This is a genomic window from Caulobacter sp. SRI_008 (assembly GCF_057586355.1).
This window is the reverse complement of sequence record NZ_JBYCZS010000016.1, coordinates 17,166-30,878: the sequence shown is the minus strand read 5'-3', so window position 1 is coordinate 30,878 and position 13,713 is coordinate 17,166. Positions and strand designations below refer to the sequence as shown.

Here is a 13,713-nt window from a genome sequence, read left to right as displayed (position 1 = left end):
ACGTCAAAGTGGTGTCAACTATCGGCGAAAAGGGCCGAGCGATCGGAAGATGTCCATCACGCGACGTCCACGACCTAGTGATTATCGGGCGCCGGCTTCGGCCGTATGTACCCGAAAGCGGTCGCCGCGCATCGGCGGGCGGGGGTCCAGGTTCGCCGGGCGCATCGGCATGGCGCTGGTGCTGAGCGCCACGCTGACCCTAACTCCCCATACCCTAAGCGCGCAGCCCAGGCCGCCGCTCGAATATCAGGTCCGAGCCGCCTATCTCTTCAAGTTCCTGCCCTTCATCGAATGGCCGGCCTCGCAAACTGGCGCGGATGAAGCCTTCGGCGTTTGCATCATCGGCGACGCGCCTTTCGGGGCGGAGCTGGACCAACTGGCGGCCGGACGGCAGATCAACGGCCGCCCCCTGGTGATCCGCCGCCTCAACCGCGTCTCCCGAAGCTCGGGCTGCCGGGTCCTCTATCTGGCGGAGACGGCCGAGCAGTCGACGAGCGAAGTCCTGCGCAGCGTCAGAGGGACGCCATGCCTGACGATCACCGAAGACGACGCGGCCAACGACAGCGTCATCCAGTTTCGCGTGCGCGACAGCCGGGTGCGCTTCTCCGTCAATCTGGACGCCGCGGGCCGTAACGGCCTGATCCTGAGTTCAAAACTGCTGAGCTTGGCGCTCTCGGTCCGCAAGGGGTCCACGCCATGACACGGATCAAGACCGTCTTCCAACGGTTCAGACTACGGTTCGCCTTGACGCTGGCGCTGCTGGGCGCTGCGGCGTTGCTAATCGTGGGCCTCCTGATGGGTGTCTACAACGAACGCCTCTATCGCGCCCAGAAGGCGCGCGAAGTCGCTGTCCAGGCTCAGATCCTCGGCGCGAGCGTCGCCGCAGCCCTCGTGTTCGAGGACAAGACCGCGGCTCAGGAATATGTCGACGCCCTGCAACTCAATCCCGAGGTCGAGGCCGCCGGAGTCTATGATAGCGGCGGCGGTCTCCTGGCCGCCTATACGAGAACCGGCGCAGCGCCGCCTCCCGCCGCCGCCGGTCCACTCCCCTTCGACCCAGAACGCTTCGCCGTCTTAATTCCGGTGCAGCAGCAGACCTTGCGCGCGGGATCGGTCTATTTGCGTACGCTGGCCGAGCCCCTGCCTCGCCGCCTAACGCGCTACGCCGGCGTTGCGATTCTCATGCTGATGGCCGCCCTGCTGCTGGGCGTACTTGGCCTTGGCCACGCGCTGCTAGGCCGCGCCAACGCCAAGCTGGCCGAACGTGCCCAGGCCCTGGCCGACGCCAACAACGCCTTGCAGATCCATATCCAGGAGCGCGACCGCGCCGAGGAGGCGCTGCGCCAGGCGCAGAAGATGGAAGCCATCGGCAAGTTGACCGGCGGCATCGCCCACGACTTCAACAACCTCTTGATGGTCGCCTCCGGTGGGCTCGACGTGCTGGACCGCACCGAGGACGCCGCCAAGCGCGCCCGCTTCGCCGCCGCCGTCCGTCAGGCCCTCGATCGCGGCGCGGAACTGACCGCCAAGCTCCTGGCCTTCTCGCGGCGCTCGCCGCTGAAGCCGGAGTCCGTCGACCTGCTCGAGCGCATGCCCGACCTGGCCATGCTTCTGGATCGATCCCTGCGCGAGGACATCGTCGTGGCTCTGCGTCTGCCTGCGGACCTATGGCCCGTCGAGGTCGATCCCGCGCAGTTGGAGGTCGCGCTGCTGAACATCGCGGTCAACGCCCGTGACGCCATGCCCAGCGGCGGAGCCCTGTCCATCGTCGGCGAGAACCTGCCCGATTTCGCGGACGGGGAACTGAACGGTGATTTCGTGCGCCTGGACGTGGTCGACGAAGGCTCGGGAATGAGCCCCGAGCAGTTGGCGCGGGCCTTCGAGCCCTTCTTCACGACCAAGGAGGTGGGACGAGGCACCGGCCTTGGCCTCAGCCAGGTCTATGGGTTCGCCCGGGCTTCGGAGGGCGACGTCCGACTGCGCAGCGCGCCTGGTCAAGGAACGACGGTCAGCCTCTATTTCCCGCGATCGGAGCGTGCGCCCTCCATCGCACGCCCGCCCGCGGCCGCGGCGCCGAGCGCGGTGTCGCCGGGCCGCGTGCTCCTCGTCGAGGACGACGATCAGGTCGCCGAGGTCGTGATCGAGATGCTGCAGCGGCTGTCCTACAGTCCCACCCGCGTCGCCAGCGCCAGGGCGGCGCTGACCCTGCTGGCGCAGGACCGCGCCTTCGATCTGATGTTCTCCGACATGGTCATGCCCGGCGGCATGGGCGGCATGGACCTGGCCCGCACGGTCAGCCAGCGCTGCCCGGACCTGCCCATCGTGCTGACGACGGGTTTCAGCGAGGCGGCCGCTAGCGCGGCCCGCGCGGGATTTCGGGTGCTGCCTAAGCCCTATTCGATCGAGGCGCTGGCCTCCGAGCTGGGCGCGGCCCGCGCCGCCTGAGGGCGCGGCGGCCTAGAACCGCCAACGCAGATCCGCGTAGACGCGCCTGGGGATGGCCGCGCCGTTGGGGAATTCCTGAACGCGCTCGTGCAACAGATTGGACCCGGACACCGACAGCTGCACCCTGTCGGAAACGTTCCAGGCCAGCCTCGCGCCAAGTTCGAGATAGGAGGGCAAGCTCGGATCCGGCAGCGCATCGACATAACGCAGCGCCGCGTCCAGCGTGACCGCGCGGCCAAGATCCATCGACGACTTCAACGACGCCTGGTGCTCGGGATCATCCCCCGCCGCCTTGACGCCCAGCACGCCACTGGAGCCCGGCTTGAACTTCAGGCGCTTCTCGAGGCGACTGTAACCGCCCGATAACCGCCACCACGGCGTGACCCGGTATTCGCCCCAGGCCTCCAGCCCATAGGCGTGGCCCTCCATGCCGTTCCCCCAGTGAAGGGGCAGGAAGGTGGCCGGATCGAACTCGATGGTGCGTAGGTCGTCGTAGCGGTTGTAGTAGGTCGAGACCGAGAAGGAGACCCTGGCGGAAGGCTGGACGCGCGCGCCCACCTCGTAGGCCGTGAGCTTTTCCGACTGGAAGGACCCGCCGCCGGTCAGAAAGCGCATTCCGCCCAGGATCTCGACCACGTCGCGGTCGAAGGGCGTGGCCGAACGCACCGCCTTCGAGGCCGCCGCCCAGACCATGGCCTTGTCGCTGGGGGTCCAGGAAAATCGCGCGTTTGGCAGGGCCTCCGGGTCGAGATAGGGGTCGTCCTCGACCTTCAAGCCCAGGGTCAGCCGCGTGGTCGGGGTCAGCGTCAAGGTGTCCTGGACGAACAGATTGTAGAGATTGAGTTCGCCGCGGGACGGCTCGTAGAACAGCGTCGGCGAACTGCCGATTTCGTAGCGGCTGTGGCGGGCGCCGCCGCCCCAGACCAGCGTCTGGCGCGCCCCAAGGGCAAGGCTGTGCCGGAGGTCCAGGTCATAGGTGTCGACCTGGAAGACGCCGCCGCGTTCGGCGCGGTCGTAATAGGCCTGGACCTGGAGCTCGCCGCCTCGGCGTCCGGCGCGGGTCCAGCGCGCAAGCAGGTTGCGACCGGACAGATCATTGTCCGACGCGCCGTCATAGACGTCGCCCTGCAGAGTCAGGAGCTCGCCCGAGGCCCGCGTCCAGTCGAGCCGGAAGCCGCCCTGCTTTCGCGACCAGCCGTCATCGACCGAAGCTCCGGCGAGGGTTTCGGTGTCGCCGATCTTCAGGCCTCGGGCATAGAGGCGATAGGTCAGCCCCTCCGCCAACCGGCCGCCATAGCGCAGGCTGATCGACCGTTCGCGGCTCCCCCCTCCGACCTCCAGCAGCCCTCCCTGGGTCTGGCTGGACTTGCGCGTGGTGATGTTGATGACGCCGTTGACCGCATTGGCCCCCCAAAGGGTGGCGCCCGGCCCGCTGATCACCTCGATGCGGTCGATGTCGGCGGGCAGAACGTCCTGCATGTCCCAGTAGACGCCGGAAAACAGCGGTGTGTAGACGCTTCGCCCGTCGATCAACACCAGAAGCTTGTTGGAGAAGTTCTGCGCCTCGGCGTTGCCGCTAAAGCCGCGGGCCGTGATCACGTATCGACTGGCGCTGTCCTGCTGCACTTGCAGATTGGGGGCCAGGCGCAAGATTTCCGGAACCGTGAGCGCACCGGATCGGACGATGTCGTCATGGGTGATCACATAGATCGCCGAGGGCGCCTCGCGCACCGGTTCGGCGCGCTTGGAGACGCTGGTCACCTGGATCTGGCCGAGTTCCTCAATCGACAGTTGGGCAAGGTCCTGCGCCGATGGCGCGGTCGTATCGGCCCAGGCCGAGCCCCCGGCGCTCAGGCCGGCCAGAACCCAGGTGGCCGTTGCGCACCAGGAGCGCTGAACGCGAAGCAAGGCCGGCATGATCGCCCTCCCCAACACATCGCCAACAACCAGTAAGGGAGATTTCTCATCCCTTGCCTCAGACGATCTCACGCCTTCCGTTCCGTCAAGCCAGGAAGCGCTGCATTTGCTCCCAACAGCCCGCCAGGCCGATCCGTTCAGCCCGCCGGCAACGGAGCGGCGATTTCGCGACGGCGCCAAGCCTGATCCGCAACGACGGGACGGGCCACCAAGGCCCGGCTGATGGTGGTGACCAGGGCGACCATGTCCACCGGCTTGACGACGAAGTCGTCCATGCCAGCGGCGCGACAGGCCTCGATCTGGGCCTCCATCACGTCGGCGGTCAGGCCGACCACGGGCAGGCTCGCCCAACGGGCGTCGGCGCGGATGCGGCGAGTGGCCTCCAACCCGTCCATGACCGGCATGTTGACGTCCATCAGGACGAGATCGAACACGCCGGCCTGGAGGGCGTCGAGCGCGGCCTGGCCGTGCTCGGCTTCGGTGATGGCGCATTCGAACGGCGCCAGCAGCAGGCCCACGACCTTCCGATTGATCGGATGATCCTCGACCAGCAGCACCCGCAGGCCCTCGAGGCAGGAAAGATCGTCCGACGCCGCGCCCGCCTGGCGGACCAGGCCGCCCTCCTGCGTCACCGGCCGGCAGCGGAAGCTCAGGGTGAAGGTCGAGCCGACGCCTTCACGGCTGGTCGCCGAGACCTCGCCCCCCATCATCTCGGCCAGACGACGGGTGATGTTGAGACCAAGGCCCGTGCCGCCGAACCGGCGCGTGGTCGAGGCGTCGGCCTGGACGAAGGCGCCGAATAGCTTGGCCAGGGTCTCGGGTCCCATGCCGATGCCGGTGTCGGAGATCTTCATCACCGCGAGCACTTCACCATCGTCGAGCGGCTGGCAGTGCAGGCGCACCTCGACCCGGCCCTTGTCGGTGAACTTCACGGCGTTGGAGACTAGGTTTGACAAGCACTGGCGCACCCTGACCGGATCGAACGACAGTTGGTCGGCGACGTCGCCAGCGACGCTCAGGGCGATGTCGACGCCCTTTTCCCGCGCCAGAGGCGCATGGATCTGGACCACCCGTTCGCAGACATGGGCCAGATCGCCCGGGATCGGCGCGATCTCCAGCTTACCGGCCTCGATCTTGGCCAGGTCGAGCACATCGTTGAGCAGGGTCAGCAGGGTTCGGCCCGAATCCTCAAGGATTTCCACCTGCTCGCGCTCGCCGGGCTCCAGCGGTTCGAGCTTCAGCGCCTGGGCCATGCCCAGCATACCGTTCAGCGGCGTGCGCAGTTCGTGGCTCATGGTCGCCAGGAAGGTCGACTTGGCCGCGCTGGCCGCCTCGGCGCGCTGGCGCGCCTCGCTAAGGTCGCGCGAGACACGCCGCTGGTGAACGATCCAGGCCAGCCCCCCCAGCACCAGCACAGTCATCAGGCCGGCCACCAGCCCCCAGGCCCCGTTTAGCCGGCGATGAAGCTCGGCCTCCCGTTCGAGCCGCAGGCCGCGCTCGCGCTGCGCGCCCAGCTCGACCTGAAGAGCCGAGGAGATGTCGGCGATCCGCCGCTGGTGGTCATCGTCCAGCGCCTTCATCGCCTTGCGGCGCCATTGGTCGTAAAGGTCGAAACCCTCCTCGCCTCGCCCCTGGGCCCGCAGGATGTAAGCCTGGTTGAAGAGGTCGTGCAGCGGATCCTCAGCCCCCAGGCCGTCCGGCGCGGCGCGCAGACGCCTGAAGTCGGCCTGGGCGCCGGTGGCGTCGCCCAGGCGCGCCTTGGCCTCCAGCCGCAGACGCAGGGCCGAGACCGCCCAGCCGTCCTGGGCCTTGTCGATGATCGGCGCGATGCCCTGAAGACAGGCCAAGGTCTCGCGCCACTTGGCCTGGGCGTCGGCGATCGAGGCGCAGAGAAAGCGATTGAAGAAGGTCGCATTGGGACCGCCCGAGGTGCGGATGACCTCGCCATGCAACGCCGCCAGGCGTTCGGCCGAGCGGTATTCACCGGCCAGCATGGCTGTGTAGGCGAGGTTGTAGACGCGCTCGGCGTCCTGGGTGTTCGCGCCGATCTTACGGTCGATCGCCGTCGCGGCGGTGAGGTGATCCAGCGCACCGAGATAGTCGCCCAGATCGCTCAGTGAATCTGACAACGCGACATGGGTTTCGGAGGCCATCGGCCACAACCGCCGATCCTGGCCCTCCAACTCCGGGATCAGCCTCGCGCCAATCGACGAGGCCTCGGCCCAGTGCTGGTAGAACGAGGCGATGCGCAGCTGTTCCAGTCGCGCCGCCCGCCGGACGTGCGGCCCCGATTGCTCTGTGAATCGCCGCCAGGCGGCCGGCGGCGGCGGCGGGCTGGCGCGCCCGTCGAGCACGGGCCGCGACAGCGACAGCACATCGACCAGGGCCTCCAGCTGCGGCTCGGCGTCCGATCCCGCCTTCTCGCGGACCAGGACGGCCCAACGGTCGAAGTCCGGCGCGGCGGCGTTGGCCTTGTAATAGCTGAGCACGCGCCAGAGCCCGTAGAACCGCGTCTCGCCACGGGCGTCCAGGGCCTCGCGCCCCATCTGCTCCACGACCGAGGGCGTCAGCCGGCCGTGATGGCGTTGGATCTCGACGCTCAGGGCTTCGAGACGTTCGGCCCGGGTCGGGCTGACGCTCGGCTGAGCGCGGGCGTTGATCGCGAGAAGGACGGCCGCGATCACCAGGACGGCGCTGGCCAGCCGCCAGCGCACGCGCCGCGCCGCCCATGTCGAACGCCTCTCGGCCATCTTCAGGCTTCCCCCCGGATCGCGTTATCGATGGCCTTCATCCTGCTGTGAAGAGGTTGAGCGCACCTTTGCGCGAGCCCGCGACCTATTGTCCCGCTGAGGGAAGACGACCCGACCCAATTGGGTCACGATCGCCACCCGCGCTGGTATCGGCCTTGGACTAGGCGGCCCGATCCTCGGCCGGCGTGAACCGCATGATCGCGGCGATACGCTGCAGCAGTTCGCCGCGGTCGACCTCGCCGCCGGCCACGCCCGCCGCCAAGGCTTCCGCCGCTTGGCCCAACCGCGGGTCGCCCAGGGCGGCGGCGATGCGCGCCAGGTCAGCCGCCTGGGCGGCCAGGGCGCGTCGCGCCTGGGCCGGATCGGCGTCCAGGTGCTGAGCGGCGGATTTGACGATCCGCAGCGCCTGGGACAGCCGGGCCGTTCCGCCATCCCCCTTGGGGTCGGAACGCCGCTTGCGGGGTCCCTTGTAGTCGGCCGAATTGAACCGCCTGCGGTCGGGGCCGACGTACTGCACCGCCTCGATCCAGTCGCGAGGCTTGAGGGTCACCGCCGCTAGCCGCTTTTCGAGATCGCCCAGGGTGAAAGGCTTGCGAAGGAATTCATGGACGCCGGCGTCGCGCGCCCCGGTGATGGCCGCGGCCGTCGCCTCCGCCGTGCACATGATCACCGGCGCCTCGCGGCATTCCAGCCCGCTCCGGCGCAGCTTCCGTGTGAAGACAAGCCCATCGGATCCGGCGCTGGCATGTTCAGCGAAGATCAGATCCGGACGCAGGCTCCGGGCGATCGCCAGCGCCTCCTCCACGGTCCCGGCCGCCTGGACCTGCACGTGGCCCAGTTGCCGGACCTGGTCGGCCAACAGGCGGACCGCGTTGGGATTGGGATCAAGGATCAGGATCCGCCGCAGTTTCGCCGCGACGACCTTCAAGGTCTTGGGATCTCTCGCGAACATGCCCTAGTCCCGCGTCGAAAAGGCCTCGATGAACCCGGCCACGTCGGCGGCGGGCATCGGCTTGGCGAAGTGGTAGCCCTGCACCTGGTCGCAGCCATACTGGGTCAGGATCTCCAGTTGGTCGGGCCGCTCGACGCCTTCGGCCACCACCTTCATGCCCATGCTGGAGCCCAGGTTGATCACCGCGCGGACGATGGCGTCATCCTGGCTGTTCTGAACGAAGGACTTGTCGATCTTCAGGCGATCGACCGGAAACTGCCTCAGATTGGCCAGCGAGGCGTAGCCGGTGCCAAAATCGTCGAGGGCGATCAGGACGCCCGCGTCGTGCAACTGGCGCACCGTGTCGCTGACTACGTCGGAGCCCCAGCCCATATAGACGTTCTCCGTGACCTCGATGGTCAAACGGTCGGCCGGCACACGCCAATGAGCCAGCCGCTCGGCAATCTCGCTGGCCAACCGGCCGGTGCGGAACTGGCCCGATGAGACATTGATCGCCACGCGGCCGAAGGCGACGCCCTGGTCCATCCAAGCGCGCATCTGGGCCATGGCCCGCTCGAACGCCACCGCGCCCAGTTGCAGCGACAGGTCATTGTCCTCGAAGGCGGCCATGAACGCGCCGGGCGGCAAGACACCCTGCTCAGGATGATTCCAGCGCATCAGGGCCTCGAACCCGGCCACGCTGTTGGCGGCCAGATCGACGACGGGCTGGTAGTAGAGATCAAACTCGCCCTGGCTGATGCCCAGGCGCACCTCGCGCAGCATTTCGACGCGCTGTTCGACCTCGGTGCGCATCGAGGGCCTGAAGACCACGCTGCGATTTCGGCCGTCGTACTTGGCCTGGTAGAGGGCCACGTCGGCGTTCTTGAGCAAATGGGTGGGATCGGCGTCGGGATCGTCATAGACGGCCGCGCCGATGCTGGCGCAGATCGTGAAGCTCTGCCCCGCGTGCTCGATCGGGGTACGCAGCAGGCCTTGCAGCACCTCGATCGGGCGCGTCAGATCCCGCTCGGCCTTGAGGCCGCGCAGGACGATGGCGAATTCGTCGCCGCCGAGGCGCGCGACGGTGTCGGTCGCGCGGAACGCCCGCTTGAGCTGACCGGCCAGGGCCTTGAGCAAAGCGTCACCCGCGTCATGGCCCAGGGTGTCGTTGATGTCCTTGAAGTGGTCGACGTCGAGCATGATCAGGCCGAACATCTCGCCGGTCTGCTCGGCGGCGGTCACGGCGTCGTCATAGGCGCGCTGGAAGCCCGCTCGATTGGGCAGGCTGGTCAGAGGATCGCGGAAGGCCAGGAACTCGATCTGAGCGGTGGCCGCCAGCGCCTCCGTGACATCCTCGTGTGTGGCGACATAGCCGCCCGTGGCGATCGGATTGTGGGTAATGCGGATCGTGCGTCCGTCCACCAGTTCGACGTCGCGCGCCGCGGCCCCGCCGCTGAGGCCCGCCTCGACGGTGGCGGCGTAGAAGGCCGCCAGACTTTTGGCGCTGCTCCCAGCCGTACGGCGATGATCGAGGATGGCGTCCAGCGGGGTGCCAGACTCGCAGAGCGCGTCAGGCAGAGCGTAGAGGCGGCGATAGGCGGCGTTGCACAGGATCAGACGCTTTTCAGCGTCGAACATGCACAGGCCATGGGGCATGTTGCTCAAGGCTGCGTCGAAGCGCGCGTTCTGTTCAGCCTGACTCAGACGCGCCGCCTCAGTCTCGCGCGCCGCCAGCACCGCTTCGGTCACCTCTCGCCCCACCGCGATCAGTCGACTTTGGGCCGAGCCATCGCGCGGCCAGGGGCTGATCTCGAAATTGAACCAACGCGCTCCCTTTCCGCTGTCGGTCAGGATCTCGACGCGGCAGGTTTCCAAGGCGCCGGTTTGCCGGCAGCGCCGGGCGGTCTCCACGAAGTCTTCCCCCAGTGGCAAAGGGGGCGACGGATCCCGTGGCCATTCGTCGGAGGCCAACGATTGGTCTAACCAGCCTTGGCTGAAGAGCAAGGGTCGCAAATCCAAATCCAAGAGCGCAATCGGCATGGGCGCATCGCTTAACGTCGAGCGAAGCGCCGCTTCGGCGGCCGACATGACGGCGGAGCGCCGTTCAACGACGTCCAGAATGACAACCTTGGAGCCCATGGCAAAAACTCTCATTTCGCGACAGACCCACGCTCGGCCATCATCGCTAATAAGTTGCTGAAAAGCCGACTCACCCGCCTGTGGTGCGGTGTCGCATGCAAGTTGCCCCTTTGCAGTTGCGCCGCGGAGGCCCCGCGATTTCACCCGGATGGCCAGGGCTTTACATCGATACGGCGATCAACCCGAGCAAGTGAATCAGCCTGCACCGGTATGTAAATATAGCTTATATACTGGCCGATTCAGTGTCCCTCAGCGCGACCTGCATCAGCATTGTATTCGAAATCAATGATCATAAAGCGAAGCACCTTCAATTCGAACTCCAACCATTTACATACCTAGCGGCCATCGTTGCTATCCGAGGCCACTCCTCTGCCGGCACGACGTAAACGCCCTGCGTCTTCATGGTCTTCAACCGCAGGCGGCTGCGCACGAACGCCCCTACCCACCGATTATTCACAGCCCGTCCAAGGCTCTCAGCCGCCAGCGCGTTGAAGCGCGCCGTCACATCGGCGATCGGCGCGTTGGGTCCCGCCCCTTCGCGAAAGGCAGCCTCCAGCGCCGTCGCCATCGCCGCTTCGTAGGACGAGGACCGCTCGTCCCGGCGCTCGGCGTCGATGCCGATGAGTTCCGCCTCAACACGCCGGCGCACCTCCGCATCGTCGATCAAAGAAAGGAGCGCCAAGGCAGTCTGGTTGACGCGCGGCTCGACGCCGTGGACGAGACGGGCGGCGTCTGGCCCCACACGGTTGCGCGCATGGAAGCGCCAGGCCAGAAGTCGGTTCCGTAGCAGCGTGGCTTCGAGGGCCAGGCTGTCGGGCGTGTGGATGGGCACGCCCGCCGGCATCGGCCGGCCCGTATTCTCCGTAAGGAAGCGGCTTTCGAGGGCCTTGTCCGCGAAGCTCTCGCGCATGGCGATGAGCTTTGGGCCATAGACCTTGAAGGCCTGCGGGTTCAGTTCCTTGTGCCGGTTGGTCATGGTCCGAAGGACCGGCATGCCGCGCGCGTTTCCGTTGTTCAGGATCTTCGTGAGCTCGGCGGTGGCGTCGGAGAACCGGAAGTCGGCCTCGTCGAGGATGAGCGTGCCGCCGAACGCGTCGAGGATGTGGAAGATGGGCGAGACGGTGGACGCGCCGGACGCGAAGAACGGCTTGTAGCACAGCGACCCAACGGCCAGGAGCGCCCGGGTCTTGCCGGTGCCGTAGTCCCCTCGGAATCTGAGGTACGGCAGTTCGTTGAAGGCGTCGTACACCCAGGACAGGAGGACATAGTACGCGGCGATGTCCTCGAAGACGGGCGACAGCGCGACGTACCGGCGCAGGAACCCCTGGATGCCCTCCACCAAGTCCCCAACGTCCCTGAACTCCCCGATGTCCGAGGGCAGCTTCACGCAGCCGGAGGCGATGAGGTTGTTCGCGGCCGAATACGGCACCAAGTGCTCGCCGGTGGCGAGGTCGATGGACTGCTCGACGGAGACCCGGCCGTCCGGCCAGCGGACGGCGAGCGACGTCGCGGCCTTCTCTGGATCGTAGACGAGTTCGACGAGCATGCCGTCAGGACAGACGCGAGAAATGGTGGGGGTGTCGCTGGCCTTCCGGTCTTCGTGCATCACTCCAGCGTAGGGCGCGAGCGCGGATCACAAGAGGGGCCGAAACGCCAGTGCGGATATCGGATGCTCCCCCTGCGGGAAGGGCGTGTTCGGTCCAGAGTTGGGTGACGCCTGGGGATTCGACAGAACGAAGCCGGCGCCCCAGTATTTGAGTCCGCTTCGCGCGTATGCCTGCACACCTTCCCTCCCCCTCCCAGTCCGCGATTGGCGCAAGCGACGAACTCGCGGCTGCGGTGCGTCGCCGAGCGAAACGGGGACGTCAGGGAGGACAGGGACGTCAGGGAGTTCACCCAGGACCGTCTCGCTACTTCGCCTACTGCCGAAAATCGAGCGAGAGCGAGGACCGCCAGGTGATGTCCATCGCCTCGCAGGAGGCGGAGCTCGCGCGCCGCTTCGGCGGCGACGATGGCATCTTGATCGTCCACACCTACACCGAAGCCAAAAGCGCCAAGACGCCTTCCCGACCAGTATTCGGCGAAATGCTGGCGCGGATCGAGGCCGGAGAAGCTGACGGCATCATATCTTGGGCCCCTGACCGCTTGGCCCGCAATTCCATCGACGGCGGTCGGATCATATACATGCTCGACCAGGGCCAGCTGATCGACCTCAAGTTCGCGACCTATACGTTCGAGAACAACACTCAAGGCAAGTTCATGCTTCAGATCGCGTTCGCGCAGTCGAAGCACTACTCCGACAATCTCTCCGACGTGATCAAACGCGGGAACCGCACAAAGGTGGAGGCGGGCTGGTGGCCCAACAAGCCGCCCATCGGCTACCTGAACGACCCGGCGACGCACACGATCGTACCCGACCCAGCGCGCTTTGCGCTGGTGCGGCGGGTCTTCGAGATTGCCATGTCCGGCACGCGCGTCTCCCAAATCGCCCGTATCGCCCGCGACGATCTCAACCTTCGCACGCCTCAGCATGCGCGGAGCGGCGGCAAGCCGGTGACCGTAAGCGCGCTCTACGCATTGCTTCGCAATCCCTTCTACGCGGGCGTGCTGGTGTGGAACGGCCAACACCATATCGGCAAGCACCAGCCCATGATCACGATGCGCGAGTTCGAGCTGACCTCGGCGCTGTTCAGGCGGGAACACCGCGAGCGGCCCAAGGCTCACTCATTCCCCTATACGGGCGCGATACGGTGCGGAGCATGCGGCCTGGGCATTACAGCCGAGCACACCACCAACCGCTTTGGCCAGCGATACACCTACTATCACTGCACGCGCCGCAGGATCGGCAGCCGTTGCAGAGAGCCGGCGATCCGCGCCGAAGACCTCGAACGCCAGATCGGCGAGTTCCTCCAGTCCCTGACCATCGAGCCCGCTATGGAGGCGCTCGTCCTGGACATTCTGAGACAAGGCGAGAAGGAGGCAACGGCGCTGCGGAAAAAGCAGCGCACGGGTCTACAAGCCCTCCGTGACCAGAAAGCCATAGAGCTCTCCGAGCTCACCGCCCTTCGGGTCCGAGCGCTGATCAGCGACGCTGAGTTTGTCGCGGGTCGTCGGAAACTGGAGCAGGAGCGCGGGCAAATCGAAGCGCAACTCGCTCACCTCCAAACGGACGAGCCAACAATCAAACCCTTCCAGGAAATCCAAAAGTTCAGGAAATACGCCGCGCAATGGCTCTCGGACGCCGATGACGACGGAAAGCGCCAAATCCTCAAAACCGTTGCATCAAACCCTACTCTGAGAGGGAAAATCCTCAGCATCGAGGCGGTGAAACCGCTCCGGGCGGTGTCAGATTTGGCGGAGTTTCCAGAACTGCTGTCGGTGATGAAGGACGATAGCACCTCGCCGCGCGCTCGACGTGTCCAGGCAAACCTTCTCATGAAGGCTGCAGCCCTTATCGGAGATCTTGAAAGTGAGAACTTCGTGCGGGAGATTGAACGGCTTCAGACGCGGTTTTCATCGAAAGCCACATAG

At 66.4% G+C, this 13,713-nt stretch carries 8 protein-coding genes; 3 read left to right on the top strand and 5 right to left on the bottom strand.

Annotation, left to right across the window (positions count from 1 at the left end; genetic code table 11):
* Positions 1-169 precede the first annotated feature (169 nt).
* The gene (locus tag AC2YHT_RS15210) at positions 170-700 is read left to right on the top strand and encodes a TOL_0243 family YfiR-like periplasmic protein (protein ID WP_487290632.1); all 531 of its coding nucleotides are present in this window, start codon (positions 170-172) and stop codon (positions 698-700) included.
* A complete protein-coding gene (locus tag AC2YHT_RS15205; RefSeq protein ID WP_487290631.1) occupies positions 697-2,445 on the top strand; it encodes an ATP-binding protein in 1,749 nt (582 codons plus the stop codon). The genes AC2YHT_RS15210 and AC2YHT_RS15205 overlap by 4 nt, the downstream gene beginning before the upstream one ends.
* A 12-nt stretch (positions 2,446-2,457) precedes the next feature.
* Here the strand turns inward: AC2YHT_RS15205 and AC2YHT_RS15200 are convergent, their stop codons facing one another.
* The 5 genes from AC2YHT_RS15200 to AC2YHT_RS15180 all read right to left on the bottom strand — a co-directional run bounded on the left by AC2YHT_RS15200 (position 2,458) and on the right by AC2YHT_RS15180 (position 11,788).
* Positions 2,458-4,362 (bottom strand): TOL_0244 family TonB-dependent receptor, encoded by a 1,905-nt coding sequence (locus tag AC2YHT_RS15200; protein WP_487290630.1) that lies wholly within the window; start codon positions 4,360-4,362, stop codon positions 2,458-2,460.
* 137 nt (positions 4,363-4,499) lie between these two features.
* Positions 4,500-7,112 carry an ATP-binding protein gene (locus AC2YHT_RS15195; protein WP_487290629.1) on the bottom strand — a complete coding sequence of 871 codons (2,613 nt, stop codon included), beginning with the start codon at positions 7,110-7,112 and terminating at the stop codon, positions 4,500-4,502.
* Between the two features lie 160 nt (positions 7,113-7,272).
* Positions 7,273-8,064: a response regulator gene (locus tag AC2YHT_RS15190; protein WP_487290628.1), complete on the bottom strand. Its 792-nt coding sequence runs from the start codon at positions 8,062-8,064 to the stop codon at positions 7,273-7,275.
* Positions 8,065-8,067: 3 nt separating this feature from the next.
* The gene (locus tag AC2YHT_RS15185; RefSeq protein WP_487290627.1) at positions 8,068-10,182 is read right to left on the bottom strand and encodes a putative bifunctional diguanylate cyclase/phosphodiesterase; all 2,115 of its coding nucleotides are present in this window, start codon (positions 10,180-10,182) and stop codon (positions 8,068-8,070) included.
* A gap of 307 nt (positions 10,183-10,489) precedes the next feature.
* Positions 10,490-11,788, bottom strand: coding sequence for a hypothetical protein (locus AC2YHT_RS15180; protein WP_487290626.1), 1,299 nt, complete (start codon positions 11,786-11,788; stop codon positions 10,490-10,492).
* Between the two features lie 167 nt (positions 11,789-11,955).
* On the opposite strand from AC2YHT_RS15180, the gene AC2YHT_RS15175 reads away from it, so the two are divergent.
* Positions 11,956-13,713, top strand: coding sequence for a recombinase family protein (locus AC2YHT_RS15175; protein WP_487290625.1), 1,758 nt, complete (start codon positions 11,956-11,958; stop codon positions 13,711-13,713).